The following is a 16,889-nucleotide window of genomic DNA, read 5'->3' on the forward strand; positions in this document are numbered from 1 at the left end:
GCAACGGGGCGGGGGTGGGCGCACACTGGGACGTTAGACCGCCCGGCGCAGGCCGGGCCAACCCGGTGGAGCCCTCGATGAAATCCCTGATCGTTGCGGCAGCGTTGTCGGCAATGGCCTATGGCGGGCCGGCGCAAGCCCGGGATCCGCTGCCCACCGTTCCGCAACCGCCGTCGTCCGCGCGCACCTTGCCGGATACCTGCCTGGGCACGGACTGCCCGCGCATCGTGGATCCGGGAAAGATCAATCGCGATTGCCTGGGCACGTCGTGCCCGGGCTCGCGCTATCCGCCCGCGCAGGCAGCGCCTGCACGGCCCCAGGACCAGCCCGGCCTGAAGTCGCCGACCAAGACCTGGCTGCCGCCGATGCCGGCCCGGCCGGGCCAGACGCCGATCGGGCCGCTGACCCCGGCGCCCGCACTGCCGCGGTAGCCCCGCGTCTTGGTCAGACCGTCAGGCTGATCCACGTCGTTTTCAGGTCCGAATACTTGTCCAGCGCGTGCAGCGACTTGTCGCGTCCGAAGCCCGATTGCTTGACTCCGCCGAACGGCACGGAGATGTCGCCCTCGGCGTAGCAATTGACCCAGACCAGCCCCGCGCGCAGGCGGCGCGACAGCCGATGGGCCCGGGACAGGTTCGCCGTCCACAGCCCCGCGCCCAGTCCGTAGATGGAGTCGTTGGCCAGGCGGATGGCGTCGTCCTCGGTGGTGAAGCGCTGTGCGGCCAGCACCGGGCCGAAGATTTCTTCGCGCACCAGGGAATTGTCCTGGCTCGCGCATTCGAAGATGGTGGGCTCGATGTAGTAGCCGCCGGTGGCGCCCAGGGCCTGGCCGCCGCCCATGCGCAGGGTTGCGCCTTCGGCTTTGCCGGCCGCGATGCGGTCCAGCACGCCGCGCATTTGGCGTTCGTCCACCATGGCGCCCATGACCGTGGCCGGGTCCAGCGGATCGCCGGGCTGCAGGCCGGCGGCGTAGGCGGCCACCTTCTCCATGAACGCGTCGTAGATGCCGTCCTGCACGTACAGCCGCGAGCCGGCGATGCAGACTTCGCCCTGGTTCGAAAAGATGCCCAGCGCGGCCGCCTGCGCCGCGCGGTCCAGGTCCGGGCAATCGTCGAAGACGATGTGCGGCGACTTGCCGCCGCATTCCAGCCAGACGCGCTTCAGGTTGGACTGCCCGGAATACTCCATGAACCGCTTGCCGGTGGCGGTGGAGCCGGTGAACGCAATGCAGTCCACGTCCGGATGCCGTCCCAGGGCCTGGCCCGCCACCGCGCCCAGGCCGGGCACGACGTTGAAGACGCCCGCCGGAATGCCGGCTTCTTCCGCCAGCGCGGCCAACCGGATCGCCGACAGCGAGGCCTGTTCGGCAGGTTTGAGGATCACGCTGTTGCCCGCGGCCAGCGCAGGGGCGACCTTCCACGCCGCCATCATCAGCGGATAGTTCCAGGGCACCACCGCCGCCACGACGCCCAGGGCCTCGCGGGTGATCGTGGCCAGGGCGTCGGGGCCGGTCGGGGCGATCTCGTCGTAGATCTTGTCGATGGCCTCGGCGTACCAGGCGTAGCAGCGCGCGGTCTCAGGCAGGTCGAAGGCCAGGGCATCGCGGATCGGCTTGCCCATGTCCAGCGTCTCCAGCAGGGCCAGCTCTTCTTGATGCGCATCGATCAGGCGGGCGAACTGCAGCAGGCGTTCCTTGCGCTGGCGCGGGGCAAGGCCGGCCCACACGCCCGACTCGAACGCGCGCCGGGACGCCGCCACGGCGCGGTCCACGTCGGCGGGTCCGCACGCGGCCACGTCGGCCAGCTTGCGGCCGTCTATCGGACTCGCGGCGAGAAAGGTCGCGCCGTCCGCGGCGTCGCAATAGGCGCCGTCGATGTAGGCCTGGCCGCGGATGGACAGGGCGGCGGCGCGGCTGCGCCAGTAGTCGGCGTCGCGCGCGGTCATGAGCGGACCTGCGTATCGTTGGCGCGCGCCACCATGGCGTCCAGCAGCACGTTGCAGCCCGCCTCCAGGTCGGCGGGCTTGGCGTCCTCGATCTCGTTGTGGCTGACGCCGTCCTTGCACGGCACGAAGATCATGGCGGTGGGCGTGACGCTGGCCATGTAGACGGCGTCGTGGCCGGCGCCCGTCACGATGTCCATCGCGGCAAGGCCGCGGCGGGCGGCGCCGTCGCGCACCTTGCCCACCAGATCGGAATCGAACGGCGTGGGCGGAAAGTACTGGACCTGCTTCACGTCCACGGTGACGCCATGGCCTTCCGCGACCTCGGCGCACGCGGCGAGCCAGCGCGCGTCCATGCCCGCCAGCGTGGTTTCGTCCTCGTGGCGCAGGTCCACCGTGAAGCGCACCTGGCCCGGGATAACGTTGCGCGAGCCCGGGTGGGCGTGGATTTCGCCCACCGTGCCGCGGCCGTGGGGCTGGTTGTCGTTGGCGATGCCCACGACGGCCTGAAGCAGGAAGCTGGCGGCGTACAGCGCGTCGCGCCGGATCGGCATCGGGGTCGGGCCGGCGTGCATTTCCATGCCGGTCACGGACACGTCATACCAGCGCACGCCCAGGGAACCGGTCACCACGCCGACCACCTTTTCCTCGTGTTCCAGGATGGGGCCTTGCTCGATGTGGGCTTCGAAATAGGCGCCCACCGGACGGCCGCCCACCGGGTCCGCGCCGGCGTAGCCGATGGCGGCCAGCTCGTCGGCGACCGATTTCCCGTCATGGTCGCGGGCGCACAGCGCCACTTCCAGGGGAAACTTTCCGGCGAACACGCCCGAGCCCATCATCACGGGCAGGAAACGCGAGCCTTCCTCGTTCGTCCAGATGGCGACCTCCAGCGGCGCTTCCGTGACGACGCCGTGGTCGTTCAGGCTGCGCATGACTTCCAGGCCGGCCAGCACGCCGTAGCAGCCGTCGAACTTGCCGCCCGTGGGCTGGGTGTCGATATGGCTGCCGGTCATGACCGGCGGCAGGTCGTTGTTGCGGCCGGCGCGGCGCGCAAAGATGTTGCCCACCTGGTCCACGCGCAGGGTCATGCCCGCGTCGCGCATCCAGCCCGTGACCAGGTCGCGGCCCTGGCCGTCCAGCGCCGTCAGCGCCAGGCGGCAGTTGCCGCCCTTGGGCGTGGCGCCGATTTGCGCCAGGTCCATCAGCGACTGCCACAGCCGCTGTCCATTGATCGAAATAGTCGTCGTCATGTCGAAATCACCGTGTTGTCAGTGGCCCGTGCGGGCGATGCGTTGTTGCGCGGCCTCGCGGATGCCCATGAGGGTCTCGCCGGGCGCGATGCCGTTGGCGTCGTAGCGGATCTCCAGCAGCGCGGGCAGGCTTTCACGTTCGGCGAAGGCCAGCGCGCGTTCAAAGGCCGGCCCGAAGTCGGCTGTGTTCTCCACCGCTTCGCCGTAGCCGCCGTAGCCGCGGATGATCTGCGTGAAGTCCGGGTTCTCGAAGCCCAGCGCAATCGGCCGCGCGGGAAACTCGCGCTCCTGGTGGGCGCGGATGGTGCCCCAGATGCCGTTGTTGAACACCAGCACGACGATGCCCAGGCGGTACTGCATGGCCACGCCAAGCTCCTGCATGTTCATCTGGAAGCAGCCGTCGCCCGCATAGCACACCGCGTGGCGCTGGCGGTCTTCCAGCTTGGCGGAGATCGCCGCCGGCAGGCCATAGCCCATCGATCCGACGGTGGGCGTCAGGCTGGTGCCGGGACCCGCGTAGCGGCGGTAGCGGTGCGGATACAGGGCGTAGTTGCCCGCGCCCACGGTGACGCAGGCGTTCGCCGGCAGGTGCGCGTCGACATAGGCGGCGGCAGCGTCAAGGCTCATGGGGCCGGGCGACGGCAGGGGCGAAAGGCTGTCGACCAGTTCCTGATGCGCGGCGCGCACCAGGTCGCCGCGCGGCGCGGCATGGCCGGGCGCCAGGTCCGCCACGGCGGCGGCAAAGCTGGCGACGTCGGCCACGATGGCTTGCGTGGGCGAAAACACGCGGCCCAGTTCGGCGGCGTCCGGGTACACATGGATCAGCTTCTGGCGCGGCAGGGGGCTTTCGATCAGCGTGTAGCCTTCCGTCGTGGCCTCTCCCAGGCGCGTGCCCACCGCCAGCACCAGGTCGGCGTCGCGCAGGCGCTGACGCAGCGCGGGCGTCATGGCCCAGCCCACGTGGCCGGCCGCGTGGGGATGGCGCTGGTCGAAGCATTCCAGCCGGCGCCAGGCCGTGCCCACGGGCAGCTCGAACCGTTCGGCGAAACCGGCGATCTGGTCGACGGCTTCCTGGCGCCAGCCATTGCCGCCCAGCAGCAGGAACGGGCGTTCGGCGGCGTCCAGCAGCGCGGTCATGCGAGCCAGATCGGCGGCGCCGGGATGGCTGTGCACACGCGGGTAGCGCGGCAGGTCGGCCACGCGGGCGCGGCCCCACAGCGTGTCTTCGGGCAGCGCCAGCACCACGGGCCCGGGACGGCCGCTGGTCGCCACCGCAAAGGCGCGCGAAATGAATTCGGGGATGCGATCGGTGCGGTCGATCTGCGCGACCCACTTGGCCATCTGGCCGAACATCCGGCGGTAGTCGATCTCCTGGAACGCCTCGCGCTCCATGAAGTCGTTGCCGACCTGGCCCACGAACAGGATCATGGGCGTGGAGTCCTGGTAGGCCGTATGGACGCCGATGCTGGCGTTGGTGGCGCCCGGGCCGCGGGTGACAAAGCAGATGCCGGGCTCGCCCGTCAGCTTGCCGTAGGCCTCGGCCATGTACGCGGCGCCGCTTTCCTGGCGGCAGACGATCGGCTCGATCGCGTCGGTGTGTTCATTCAGCGCGTCGATGCAGGGCAGGTAGCTTTCACCCGGAATCATGAATACGCGGCGCGCGCCATGGATGCGCAGCTGCTGCATCAGGATCTGACCGCCATTGCGTTCGGGAATTGCTGCTGACGTCATGCGGAGTCTCCTTGTGGCGGGACGGCCTGCGCGCGGCGCTCGGCGGCCCACTGTTCGAATTGGCGATGGCGCGCCAGCAAGCGGCGCGCGGTGTTGTAGACGGGTGGATCGATGCGTTCGGCGTCCTGGCGTCCGGCGCGCTGCGCCTCGAAGCGCGAGACGCAATCCAGGGCGGCGGACACCTCGGCGGGCGCGGGGGTGAACACCGCGTGGATCACCGGAATCTGTTCGGCCACGGTGGCGCACTTGGATTTCAATCCGATGCGGCGCGCCCAGCGCACGTCGGCTTCCAGCGCCGGCAGGTCGCGGTAGTTGAACGGGCAATCGATGGGCATGCAGCCGGCCGCGGTGCAATCGACGAGGAAGCGGGCGCGCACGTGGTGCAATTCGACGCCGTCCTTGCCGCGTTCGGCGCCCAGGCTGGCCGTCAGGTCTTCGGCGGCCAGCAGGCAGGCGGACACGCGCGGGCTGGCGGTCAGGATCTCGTAGGCGCGGTGCACGCCCAGGGCGGATTCCAGTGTGGGCACGATCTCCGTTCCGCCGGCAGGCAGGCCCAGTTCGGATTCCAGCGCGGTGATGGCCTGGTCCAGGGCGGCGATCTGCGCCGCGCTTTCCGCATGCGGCAGGAACACGGCGTCGGGCGCGCCCGGCATCACGCCGCGCAGGTCGGCCAGGCCGTCTTCTTCCAGCTTGTTGATGCGCACGGCGGCCACCACGCCGCGGGCGCGGCAGTCGGCAAACAGCGCGGCGATGCGCAGGCGCGCCGCCGGCCGGTCCTTGGGCGCGGTGAATTCTTCCAGGTCGGCCACCAGGGCGTCGGCGCCGCTGGCCAGGCCGGCGGCCTGGGCCGCGGCATCCATGCCGGGGACGAACATCCAGCTGCGGCGCAGGGCGGCCGGACGGCGAGGGGTAAGGGCGGGGGTCATTGCACGTGCCTCGGCAGGAACAGGACAAGTTCGGGAACAAACGTCAGCAGCAGCATGACCGCGGTCATGGCCAGCATCATCCAGGACAGCGGGCGCAGCGTCTGCATCATGTTGATGCCGCCGATCTTGCAGGCGGCCATAAGATCCACGCCCACGGGCGGCGTGTTGGCGCCGATCGCCATGTTGATGGACAGCAGGATGCCGAAGTGGACCGGGTCGATGTTGTAGTGGGCCAGCACCGGCATGACCACGGGCGCCACGATGATGATGACCGGAATCGCCTCCATGAACGTGCCCAGCAGCAGCAGCACGACCGTCAGCACCAGCAGCACGGCGGTGCGGCTGTCGGTCCATTCAACCAGCAGCGTGGATAGCGCCTGCGGCACCTGCTCGGCCACCAGCACCCAGGCGAAGAGGCCCGACGCGCCGATGATCAGCAGGATGGACGCGCTGCTTTCGCCGGTGGACTTCAGGTTGTCCCACAAGGATTTCAGGCTCAGCGTGCGGTACCAGAAGAAGCCGATCAGCAAGGCGTACACGATGGCGCTCGATGCCGCCTCGGTGGCCGTGAAGATGCCGAAGCGGATGCCGCCGATGATCAGCACGGGCACCATCAGCGCGGGCAGGGCCTCGATCGCCGCGGCGCGCAGTTCCTGCCACGAGAACGGCTGTCCGCCCGCCCAGTTGTGCTTGCGCGACTGCCAGATGGCCACGCCGATCAGCGACAGCCCCAGCAGGATGCCGGGAATGATGCCGGCCATGAACAGCTTGCCCACCGACGTGTCGGTGATGGTGCCGTAGACGATCAGCACGATGCTGGGCGGGATGATGGTGGACGTGGCGCCCGCGCTGCCGACCAGGGCGCAAGAAAAGCCCTTGTCGTAGCCGCTGCGCGCCATGGCCGGCAGCAGCAGGCTGCCGATGGCCACCACGTCGGCCACGCCGGAACCCGACAAGGCGCCGAACATCAGGCAGGCCAGCACGGCGACCACGGCGAGGCCGCCCTTGATGTCGCCCACGATGGCGGCGCACAGGCGTACGATGCGCTGGGTCAGGCCCGCGCCGTTCATCAGCTGGGCCGCCAGGATGAAAAGCGGAATCGCCAGCAGCGTGAAGCTGTCCAGCCCCACTACGTACTGCTGGGCCGCCACCATGAGCGGGGCGGAGTCGTAGACCGCCAGATAGGCCAGGCAGGACAGCACCAGGCCGAACGCGATGGGCATGTCGATCAGGATCGTGATCGTGAACACGCCCATCAGAAAGAGAGCACCCGAAGACATCATTGTTCCTTTGCGGCGGGGGCGGGAGAGAACAGCTGGGCCAGATGGACCACGACGGTGATCGCGCAGGCGAACGGCAGCGCCAGGTACACCGTGCCGGCGGACACGTCCAGCGCGGGCAGGGTCTGGTCCATCGTAAGTTCGGCCAGTTGCCACCCGGCGTAGCCCAGCGCAACCAGGCCGACGATGATCAGCACCTGGTTCAGGCGCTCGAAGGCTGCCAGCACGCGCGGATTGCGCACCACGAAGGGCAGCAGGCCGGCCATCAGGTGTGAGCGCTCGTAGCTGCAGGCGACGCCGCCGATGAAGGCGGACCACACCAGCACCAGGCGTGGCAGCTCCTCGGCCCAATGAGGCGTGGTGTGCGTGACGAACCGGGCGAACACCACGTAGGTGATCAGGATCGCCAGCAAGGCCACCGCCAGGGCGGCGATGGCTTTGCTGATGCCCGACAGAACGGCGGACAGTCGGTTGAGCATCACTTGGCCTCGCGGTACTTCTGGACCAGCGCCATCAGCTCGGGGCCGTAGGTCACCGAATAGGTCTTCCACACCGGCTCCACGGCGGCGGCGAAGGTGGCCTTGTCGACCTCATTGACCTGCATGCCCTTGTCCTTGAGCTGGGCGACGAACTGCTGGTCGCCTTCGCTGATCATCTTGCGCTGCGCGTCGCGCCACTTGTCGGCGGCCGCCTGCACGACCTTCTTGTCGTCGGCCGAGATGCGGTTCCAGACCGGCTTCGAAATGATCAGGCTGGCCGGGCCCCAGACGTGGCCGGTCAGCGACAGGTATTTCTGCACCTCGAAGAAGGACGAGGTGTAGATGATGGACAGCGGGTTCTCCTGCGCGTCGAACACCTTCTGCTGCAGGGCCGAGTACAGCTCGCCGAAGGCCAGCGGAGCCGGGTTGGCGCCCAGCGCGGTGAAGGTGTCCAGGCGCATCTTGTCCGGCGTGACGCGCGTCTTCAGTCCGGCCAGGTCGGCGGGCTTGTTCACCGGGCCGCGATTGTTGGTGACGTGGCGAAAGCCGTTTTCCCACCACGAAATGATGGTCAGGTTCTTCTTGTCGGCCAGTTTGGCCAGCGCCTCGCCCAGTTCGCCGTCATAGGCCTTGTAGGCCTGCTGCGACGTGGACCACGTGTAGGGCAGTTCCACCACGCCGAACTTGGGTTCGATCGGCTGCAGCGAACCCGAGCCGATGATGGCCGCGCCCTGGCTGCCGATCTGCAGGCCTTCGAGCATGGTTTTTTCATTGCCCAGCTGGCCGCTGGGGAACAGCACGAAGTTGACGCGGCCGTTGGTCTTTTCCTTGACCTCGGCGGCAAAGCCTTCGGCGGCCTTGTTCCAGCTATGGCTGGGCGCCAGCACGTGGCCGAGCTTGATGTCCACGGCGTGCGCGGCGAACGGGGCGGCGGCCAGCAGGGCGACGCCGAGGAGGGACGAGAGTTTCCGGGTGGCAAAGGTCATGGCGGGATTCCAGATTCGGGATGGATAGGGATGAGTGATGGTGGAACGTCGGCGGGGTGCGGCCCCGCTCAATAGGATTGCCCCCGCATCGAGGCGGGGTGGCCGGGCAGGTCGATACGCGTGCCGGTATCGGATAGGCCGTCGTCTCCCACGGCCAGGACCTGCATGTTGGCGTCGAGGAAATTCCCGACGTAGAGAAAGCGGCTGTCGGGGCTGAAAGCCACGCCTTCGGGCAATGCGCCGACCTCGATGGCGCCGGCGCGGGTCACGCGCAGCCCGTCGATGCGCAGCAGCACGATCTGCCCGCGGGGATGGTGGAACCAGGCGCTGGAGGGATTGTTCGACCCCTGCACGATGGCGACCGCGGCGTAGCGGCCGTCCGGGCTGATGGCGATGCCCTCGGGGCCGTCTTCCACCATGACGCGGTCCACCACGCGGGGCGGCGAACCGGCCAGGTCCACGACGCTGACCGAATCGGCGTGGCCGTCGGACGCCGTGGCGCTGCCCATGTCCACGACCAGCGCCAGCGCGCCGTCTGGCGACACCACCAGGTTGAAGGGCACCAGGCCAGTGGTCAGGTCTTCGGCGGGGTCATGCGTCACGCGCGGCGTCGGGCCGCTTTCGTCGATGTGCAGCACGCCCAGCCGATGCGTGTCCGTCTTCACGACAAAGGCGCGCCTGCCGTCCGCAGAAAAAGACACCGCGACGACGGCCGTGCCCATGTCGACCTCGGCGCAGACCTTCACCCGGCCGCCTGCAATGCGCAGCACGGATACGGAATGGCCGGCCTTGTTGGCCACCAGCGCCAGCGTGCCGGCGCGGTTGATCGACAGGCCCGACGGCTGCAAGCCCGCCTGAACCGTCTGCACCACGGCGGGCGGCCTGGCGGCCAGATCTATCACGTGGACGTCGCGGCCGGGCGCGGGCGTCCAGTTCTGGCCGCTTTCGCCAGGCAGCCAAGCCATCGAATCGGCGATCAGCGCCAGCCGCTGGTCTGGCGCCACGGCCAGGTTGACCGGGGGGCCGAACAGCGAGTTGGGCAGGGCGATGGTCGCGGCCAGTTCCGGCGCGGCGGCATTGGCGCCCGCATCGAAGATGCTGAGGGTGTCGCGGCCGGGCGCCAGGAAGCGGATCTGGCCGTCGTCCCAGGTCACCTTCTCGTCGTTACCCACCAACAGGTAGTGCGGTTCGCGGGACGGGTTCATGCGGCCAGCTCCTCGGCCTGCGGCACGGCCAGCGTGGCGCCGATCAGCTGCCGGGTGTAGGGATGCTCGGGCGCGAAATAGATGCGGTCGGCTGCGCCGCGTTCCACCACGCGGCCGCCTTGCAGCACCACGATGTCGTCCGCGATGTGCTGCACGACGGCCAGGTTGTGGCTGATGAACAGATAGCCCAGTCCGCGCTCGCGCTGCAGGGCCATGAGCAGGTTCAGGATCTGCGCCTGCACGGAAACGTCCAGCGCCGAGGTCGGCTCGTCGCAGATCAGAAGCTGCGGTTCCAGCATCAGAGCTCGGGCGATCGCCACGCGCTGGCGCTGTCCGCCGGAAAGCTCGCGCGGATAGCGGCCTGCGAAGGCCGGCACCAGCCCGACCGCGTCCATCATGCGGCGCACGGAGGCGGCGCGCGATTGGGTATCGCCGATGCCGTGCACGCGGAGCGGGGCGGTCAGGATTTCGTTGATGGTGCGGCGGGGGTTGAGCGACGAATACGGATCCTGGAACACCATCTGGATGCGGCGGGCGCGAGCGCGCGCCGGCATGGCGGTCAGCGGCCGGCCATCGAGCAGGGCCTCGCCCTGCGTGGGCGCCAGGAGGCCCAGCATCAGCTTGGCGATGGTGGACTTGCCGCTTCCGGATTCGCCCACCAGCCCGACGGTGCGTCCCGCGGGCACGTGCAGGTCGATGTCGTGCAGGATCCGGGGCGCGGGGCGGCGCGAAAACAGGCTGGCGCGGGCGTACTGGAACGACAGGCCGTTCAGACTGATGCCGGCTTGGGAAGAAGAGGGCTGGCTCATGCCGGAACTCCTTGGCGCAGCGCGCCGGGTTTCACGCAAAGGCAGCGGTGTCCCTGCTGCGCCGCAGCTGCGAAGGGCTGCGAGCAGCGCGGTTCGGCGACAGGGCAGCGTTCGCGGAAGGCACAGCCGGTGATGGGCGTGTCCAGCGACGGCACGGCGCCGGAAATGGTCGGCAGGTCGGTGCGCGGCGCGGTGCGGCCGGGTTGCGGAATGCAGTTGAGCAGCATCGAGGTGTACGGATGGCTGGGGCGCTCCAGCACGTCGCGCACCGTGCCGCCTTCGACGATGTCGCCCGCGTACATCACGATGACGTGGTCGGCGATGCGTGCCACCAGACCCATGTCATGCGAAATGAACACCATGCCCAGGCCGAATTCGGCCTGGATGTCGCGCAGCAGGTCCAGCAGTTCGGCCTGCACCGTGACGTCCAGCGCCGTCGTCGGCTCGTCGGCGATCAGCAGTTCCGGGCCGCACATCAGGGCCATCGCGATCATGACGCGCTGGCGCAGGCCGCCCGACAGTTCAAACGGATACTGCCGCATGCGATCGCCGGGATTGGCGATGCCGACACGGCGCAGTAGGTACTCGGCGCGTTCGGCGGCCTCGCGCCGGCTGACGCGCTTGTGGCGGCGCAGCACGTCGATGAGCTGCGTGCCGATGTCGAACACCGGATTCAGCGACGTCATGGGGTCCTGGAAGATCATGGCGATGCGCGCGCCACGCAGCTGCGCAAGGGCGGCCGGCGTCAGCGACGCCAGGTCCTGGCCCGCGAACTCCAGGCGGGCCACGCGGCGCCGCGCGGCGGCCGGCAGCAGGTCAAGCAGGGCCAGCGCGGTCAGCGATTTGCCGCAGCCGGATTCGCCAACGATGCACAGGGTCTTGCCGCGTTCCAGGGTGAAGTCCACGGCGCGCACGACGTGCTTGACGTGCGTGGGCGTGTGGATGTCGATGTGCAGGTCCTGGACCCGCAGCAGCGGATGGCTGGTGGTGTCGGTCATCGGGTCATCCTTTCTTCAGTTGGATGGCGCGCAGGCTTTCACCGGCGCGGTTGACGCACAGCACCAGCAGGAACAGCACGACGCTGGGAATCACCACCAAAGAAGGCTGGAACAGCATGTTTTCCTTGCCCTCGGCGATCATCAGGCCCAGCGACGGCATCGGCGCCGGCACGCCCAGGCCCAGGAACGACAGCGAGGCTTCCAGCGTGATCGCCATGGCTGCGTCCACGGTGCCGATGATGAGCAGGTTGCCGACCAGATTGGGCAGGATGTCGCGCCAGATGATCTGCAGATGCGTGCAGCCCTGCAGGCGCGACGCGGTGACGAATTCGGCGTTGCGCAGCCCGGCCGCCATCGTGCGCGCCACCAGGGCGTAGCGTTCCCACAGCAGCAGGCCCAGCACCAGCACCACCACCGTGAGCGACGCGCCGACCACCGACACCACGGCCAGCGCCACCAGGATGATGGGCAACGCCAGGCGCGCCGTGATCAGGAACGAGACGACGCGGTCCACCGCGCCGCCGAAGTAGCCGGCGGCCACGCCGAGCGTCGTGCCGATCAGGCCGCCCATCAGCGCGACGGACAGGCCGATCAGCGCCGACACGCGCACGCCGTACAACGCGCGGGCCAGCACGTCGCGTCCAAGCTGGTCGGTGCCCAGGATGTGGTTCCAGTCGCCGCCTTCGGCCCAGACTGGCTCCTGCAGCCGGGCAAGCAGGTCCTGCGAATAGGGATCGTGGGCAATAAGGTAGGGGCCGACGAGGCCCGCCAGCACCAGCAGGGCCAGCAGGGCCACGCCCGTGTTGCGGCCGAGCCGCGCCAGGCGTTGGCCGCGCGGGGCGGCGGGCAGGGGAGAGGCAAGGGTATCGTTCATGTCGCGGCTCGCACTCGGGGGTCCAGCCAGCCGTTGATCAGGTCGGCGGCCAGGGTCAGGACGATGTAGATCAGCGCGAAGATCAGGATCAGCGCCTGCATCGTGGGAAAGTCGCCGCGCAGGATGGAAGTCCAGGCCAGCAGCCCGGCGCCATTGATGGCGAACACGGTCTCGATCACGACCGAGCCGGCCAGCAGCGTGCCCATCTGGGCGGCGGCCAGGGACACCAGGGGCCGCAGCGCGTTGCGCAGGGCGTACTTGCCGACCACGCTTGCGCCGCCCAGGCCCATGGCGCACGCCGTGCGGATGTAGTCGGTGGCGAGCACCGTTTCCATTTCGGATTTCATCAGGCGCAGCATCGCCGGCATGGCGAAGAGGCCCAGCGCGACGACCGGCATCACGTAGTGCTTCCACGTGTCGAAGCCGGAGGCGGGCAGCCACTGGTTGCGCACGCTGAAGACGATGATCAGCAGGAACGCCAGGCAGAACGGCGGCATCGCCTGGGCGCAGGCGGACAGCATCATCGTGAAGCGGTCGATCAGCGAACCCTTGCGCAGTCCGGCCAGCACGCCCAGCGGAATCGCCAGCAAAAGCGCGAACGCCATCGCGGCCAGGCCCAGCTTGGCGGTGGCGGGGAAATGCTGCGCCAGGAGCTCGGCGACGGGCCGGCTGAAGTACAGGCTGTCGCCGAAGTCGCCGCGCACCACGCCGGCCAGCCATCGGCCGTACTGCACCAGGATGGGATCGTCAAAGCCGTGCAGCTGCGACAGGCGGGCGGCGTCGGCCGCGCTGCCTTCGCCCGCCAGGCGCGCGGCGGGGTTGCCGGACGCGAACACCAGCGAAAAGCTGATCAGCGACACGAACACCACCAGCAGGGCGGCGACCAGCAAACGGCGAAACAGGAATGCAATCATGGGTCAACCTCTTTCCTCTTGCGCCGGCGCGCACGGTCCCGCCCGGACGCATCGGCGTCCGGACCTGAAGGAAGGATTACGCGCCGGCGCGGCCGGCAAGCCGGATCAGTTCCAGGCGGCCTTGTAGAAGCGCGGGAACTCGTCGCCGTCGACCGAGAAATTCAGGTCCTTGGCCTGCACGGCGTTGAGCGAGTGGTTCCACAGCGGCACCCAGTAAGCCTGTTCGGCCACGATTTTCTGGGCGGCCTCGTAGTTCTTGGCGCGCACGTCGCGGTCCACGGTGGTGTCCGCGGTCTGCAGGAACTTGATGACCTCGGGGTTGCGGGCCTGGTCGTCAGGGCCGCCACGGAAGAAGTTGCTGGTGGACAGCGCGGCGTCGGCGATGCCGTAGGACCCCCAGTTGGACGACAGCATGGCGATCTTGCCCTCGCGCCAGTTGGTCATGGCGGTGCCGTACTGCTGTTCCACCAGGTTCAGCTTGATGCCGGCCTGCGCCATCTGTGCGGCGGCCGCGTCCAGGATGGCGCGCGGGGGAGCCGAGATCACCAGGTCCAGCGTGACGCCATTGGGGTAGCCGGCCTGCGCCAGCAGCTGTTTGGCGCGGGCGGGATCGAACTTGTAGGTCTGCACGTCGCCGGCGCAGCCGAACTGGGCCGGGTTGCAGGCCGCATTGATGACCTTGGATGCGCCGCCCACCAGCGCCTTGCGGATCGCCTCGCGATCGATCGCGTAGTTGATGGCCTGGCGCACTTCCTGCTTGGCCAGCGGCGACTTGCCGTCGTCGAAGCGCGGATTCAGCGAGATATAGCTGATGCGCATAATGCTGCTGCTCTTGACCGTGACCGAGGGCGTCTTCTCCATGCGCTTGGCCACGTCGGGCGGGACGCGCCAGATCCAGTCCAGTCCGCCGGACAGCAGTTCGGCGTATTGCGTATTGGCGTCGGGCAGCACGCGCACCACCAGCTTCTTCACGGCGGGTTTGGCGCCAAAATAATCCTCGTAGCGCTCGTACACGTAGCGGCTGCCGGGCTGGCTTTCCACCAGGCGGTACGGGCCGGTGCCGATGGGCTTGGCGCCCATGTCCGACTGGTTGGCCTCGTAGTACTTGCGCGGGTAGATGGGCAGGTTTTCCGACAGCATCTCCAGCGCCAGCGGATACGGCGTCTTCATCGTGATGCGCACGGTGTCGTCCGAGGCCTTTTCGGCCTTGGCGATCCAGGCCACCTGGTTCTGGAAGCGCGCCTTGTAGCCTTCCGAAGACACCAGGTTCAGCGTGTACAGCACGTCGTCGATCGTCAGCAGCGATCCGTCATGGAACTTCACGTCCTTGCGGATCGGCAGCTCGATGGTGGTGTCGTCCACGAACTTGTAGCCCGTGGCGATGGCGGGGCCGAACTCGCCCGTGTCCTGGTTCTTCTGCAGCAGCCCCGAAAAGACCATGCGCGCCAGCGCGAGGCCTGGGCGGTCCGATTCCTTGTACGCGTCCAGCGTGGCGGGCGCCGCGTCGAAGGCGATGTTGAGGGAGTTGTCAGCCTTGTTGGCCTGGGCGACGGTGGCGCCTAGCGCCAATAGCGCCGCGCTCACTAGCTTCACGGTACGGGTCAGCTGCATTTTTTCACCTTGATGTGTTTTAAGTATTTGTCTTGAACTTCGGGCATTGCGGGTACTGCGGGTGCTGCTGGTACTGCTGGTATTGCGGATGCTGCGATTCGATCGGCAAGCCGATCCCGTTGCCGCGGGCGGCGCCATCGGGCGCCGGCGGTGCATGCAAGGTCGACGGGGAGGGGCCTGCGCGCTTGGGCGCGCGGGCGAATCAGGGGTTAGCGGTTCATCTGGTCATCGGATCCCGACACTGCCAAAGTCTTCCCGCAGGCGCGCCAGGATGCCGACCAGATGGTCGTGCATGGCGTGGCGCGCGCGGATGGGATCGCGGTCGACGATGGCCGCGAGGATGCGTTCGTGTTCCTTCTGGGCTTCGATCCACACCTTGGTGGTCACGAAGTGTTCTTCCAGACGGTGAAATACGGGGCTCAGCGTGCTCAGGTGCCAGATGTGCGAAATCGCGGCGGCCAGCGCGGCGTTGCCGCAGGCCGCGCCGATCGCGGAATGAAAGGCCCGGTCATGGATGCTGGGCGATTCGGTCAGCGACATGCCGTCGTGCGCGGCGCGGATCGCCGCGATCTGCGCGGGCGACGCCTTCTGCGCGGCCAGCGCGGCGCATTCGGGCTCGATCAGCAGCCGGGTCTCCAGCAGGTCGAAGGGGCCGATGTCCGTGGCCTCGACGCCGTTGGCGGCGGGCTGCGCGTCGCGCGTTTCCTGATACTGGCCGTCTTCCCGCGGCTGGCATACGAATACGCCGGTGCCCACGCGCACCTCTACGTACCCCTCGATTTCCAACGCGATCAGGGCTTCGCGCACCGAGGCGCGGCTCACCTGCAACTGCTCGGCCAGTTCACGTTCCGCGGGCAGCCTGCCGCCTGCGGGAAAGTCGCCCGCCTTGATGCGCGCGGCGATCTGGTCGGCAATCATGCGATAGAGGCGGGTGGAGGCAACGGCCTGGAGAGCGGTCATGGTTGGACGGATGGAATGATCGGGGTGTAGAGCGTAATGGGTTTGGGGAACCTTGTGTCTTGACGCGGATGCGGTCTAAAGCTGACATTGCCAGGGTGCCTGATGGTCCAGTGGTCAGGCCACTGGACGAAATGTACCGGAGCAGAACGGCGTTGGGAATCGCATGCGCGCGGTTTTCTGCGATTTATAGGGAAAACCACTATCGGCGGCGTGATGGGTATGATGACTGCCGCACCTTACCCATACCCGCGCCGACGTTGTCCGTCGGCCTGTCCCGGAAGCCGCCCGCATGAACGATCGACTGCAGCAGACACTGCGCCGCTTTGACGACTACAACGCCGCCGATCCCCACCAGTTTTCGTGGGAAGGCCAGACCTGTCCGCAGGAGCTGTTCCTTGCGCAGAAACTGCATGAATGGGTCATGAAGCTGGCGCCCGATGCGTCCGGTGCGTTGATCCTGGCGTCACGGTGCCAACACATCGGCCGCTGGGAAATCACGCGGGACAGCTATCCGGAAGGCAGGATCGGTTATCTGACCTGGCGCAAGGCGCTGGCCCGGCATCACGCGGGCGTTGCGCAAGACATCATGAAGCGGGCCGGTTATCCGCAAGACGCCTGCGACCGCGTGGGCGCCATCCTGATGAAGCAGGGGATCAAGCAGGACCCCGACGTCCAGGTCATGGAAAACGCGCTGTGCCTGGTGTTCCTGCAATACCAGTACGAGGCCTTCCATCCCGCGCACCCGGACAAGATCGTCGAGATCCTGCGCAAATCGCTGTTGAAGATGGATGGCGCCGGCCACCAGCAGGCCATGACGCTGCCGTATACGCCCAAGGGGACGGAGTATCTGCAGCAAGCGCTGGCGGCGCTGGAGGCGGGCGGCTAGGCCGGTCTGGCAAGCTCCGGACCCGCAAACATACAGGCC

The 16,889-nt window shown here is 68.2% G+C and carries 16 protein-coding genes; 2 read left to right on the forward strand and 14 right to left on the reverse strand.

Annotated features, from left to right (window positions below; all coding sequences use genetic code 11):
• Positions 1 to 77 precede the first annotated feature (77 nt).
• Complete coding sequence (locus RT614_RS04315; protein WP_313620526.1) at positions 78 to 431, forward strand: hypothetical protein; 354 nt, start codon at positions 78 to 80, stop codon at positions 429 to 431.
• A gap of 13 nt (positions 432 to 444) precedes the next feature.
• Here the strand turns inward: RT614_RS04315 and RT614_RS04320 are convergent, their stop codons facing one another.
• The 14 genes from RT614_RS04320 to RT614_RS04385 all read right to left on the reverse strand — a co-directional run bounded on the left by RT614_RS04320 (position 445) and on the right by RT614_RS04385 (position 15,964).
• The gene (locus RT614_RS04320) at positions 445 to 1,944 is read right to left on the reverse strand and encodes an aldehyde dehydrogenase (protein ID WP_313620527.1); all 1,500 of its coding nucleotides are present in this window, start codon (positions 1,942 to 1,944) and stop codon (positions 445 to 447) included.
• Positions 1,941 to 3,191: a Zn-dependent hydrolase gene (locus tag RT614_RS04325; RefSeq protein ID WP_313620529.1), complete on the reverse strand. Its 1,251-nt coding sequence runs from the start codon at positions 3,189 to 3,191 to the stop codon at positions 1,941 to 1,943. The genes RT614_RS04320 and RT614_RS04325 overlap by 4 nt, the downstream gene beginning before the upstream one ends.
• Before the next feature lie 18 nt (positions 3,192 to 3,209).
• Complete coding sequence (locus RT614_RS04330) at positions 3,210 to 4,922, reverse strand: thiamine pyrophosphate-binding protein (protein WP_313620530.1); 1,713 nt, start codon at positions 4,920 to 4,922, stop codon at positions 3,210 to 3,212.
• Positions 4,919 to 5,848, reverse strand: a complete 930-nt coding sequence (locus tag RT614_RS04335) for an HpcH/HpaI aldolase/citrate lyase family protein (protein WP_313620531.1) — start codon at positions 5,846 to 5,848, stop codon at positions 4,919 to 4,921. Before RT614_RS04335 ends, RT614_RS04330 begins: the two co-directional genes overlap by 4 nt.
• The gene (locus RT614_RS04340; RefSeq protein ID WP_313620532.1) at positions 5,845 to 7,128 is read right to left on the reverse strand and encodes a TRAP transporter large permease; all 1,284 of its coding nucleotides are present in this window, start codon (positions 7,126 to 7,128) and stop codon (positions 5,845 to 5,847) included. The genes RT614_RS04335 and RT614_RS04340 overlap by 4 nt, the downstream gene beginning before the upstream one ends.
• Entirely contained in the window at positions 7,128 to 7,607 is a 480-nt protein-coding gene (locus tag RT614_RS04345) for a TRAP transporter small permease (RefSeq protein ID WP_313620534.1), read from the reverse strand. Before RT614_RS04345 ends, RT614_RS04340 begins: the two co-directional genes overlap by 1 nt.
• Positions 7,607 to 8,593, reverse strand: a complete 987-nt coding sequence (locus RT614_RS04350; protein ID WP_313620535.1) for a DctP family TRAP transporter solute-binding subunit — start codon at positions 8,591 to 8,593, stop codon at positions 7,607 to 7,609. Before RT614_RS04350 ends, RT614_RS04345 begins: the two co-directional genes overlap by 1 nt.
• A 68-nt stretch (positions 8,594 to 8,661) precedes the next feature.
• Entirely contained in the window at positions 8,662 to 9,798 is a 1,137-nt protein-coding gene (locus RT614_RS04355; RefSeq protein ID WP_313620536.1) for a YncE family protein, read from the reverse strand.
• Positions 9,795 to 10,607: an ATP-binding cassette domain-containing protein gene (locus RT614_RS04360; protein ID WP_313620537.1), complete on the reverse strand. Its 813-nt coding sequence runs from the start codon at positions 10,605 to 10,607 to the stop codon at positions 9,795 to 9,797. Before RT614_RS04360 ends, RT614_RS04355 begins: the two co-directional genes overlap by 4 nt.
• The gene (locus tag RT614_RS04365; RefSeq protein ID WP_313620538.1) at positions 10,604 to 11,605 is read right to left on the reverse strand and encodes an ABC transporter ATP-binding protein; all 1,002 of its coding nucleotides are present in this window, start codon (positions 11,603 to 11,605) and stop codon (positions 10,604 to 10,606) included. The genes RT614_RS04360 and RT614_RS04365 overlap by 4 nt, the downstream gene beginning before the upstream one ends.
• 4 nt (positions 11,606 to 11,609) lie before the next feature.
• A complete protein-coding gene (locus RT614_RS04370) occupies positions 11,610 to 12,479 on the reverse strand; it encodes an ABC transporter permease (protein ID WP_313620539.1) in 870 nt (289 codons plus the stop codon).
• The gene (locus RT614_RS04375) at positions 12,476 to 13,393 is read right to left on the reverse strand and encodes an ABC transporter permease (protein ID WP_313620540.1); all 918 of its coding nucleotides are present in this window, start codon (positions 13,391 to 13,393) and stop codon (positions 12,476 to 12,478) included. Before RT614_RS04375 ends, RT614_RS04370 begins: the two co-directional genes overlap by 4 nt.
• A gap of 105 nt (positions 13,394 to 13,498) precedes the next feature.
• Complete coding sequence (locus tag RT614_RS04380) at positions 13,499 to 15,004, reverse strand: ABC transporter substrate-binding protein (protein ID WP_313620541.1); 1,506 nt, start codon at positions 15,002 to 15,004, stop codon at positions 13,499 to 13,501.
• Between the two features lie 225 nt (positions 15,005 to 15,229).
• Positions 15,230 to 15,964 carry a FadR/GntR family transcriptional regulator gene (locus tag RT614_RS04385; RefSeq protein WP_313620542.1) on the reverse strand — a complete coding sequence of 245 codons (735 nt, stop codon included), beginning with the start codon at positions 15,962 to 15,964 and terminating at the stop codon, positions 15,230 to 15,232.
• A gap of 289 nt (positions 15,965 to 16,253) precedes the next feature.
• On the opposite strand from RT614_RS04385, the gene RT614_RS04390 reads away from it, so the two are divergent.
• Positions 16,254 to 16,850, forward strand: coding sequence for a DUF4202 domain-containing protein (locus tag RT614_RS04390; RefSeq protein ID WP_313620543.1), 597 nt, complete (start codon positions 16,254 to 16,256; stop codon positions 16,848 to 16,850).
• Positions 16,851 to 16,889 lie beyond the last annotated feature (39 nt).

Origin of the sequence: Achromobacter sp. (genome assembly GCF_032102605.1) — a bacterium.
In the GTDB taxonomy this organism is placed as follows: Bacteria; Pseudomonadota; Gammaproteobacteria; order Burkholderiales; family Burkholderiaceae_B; genus Achromobacter.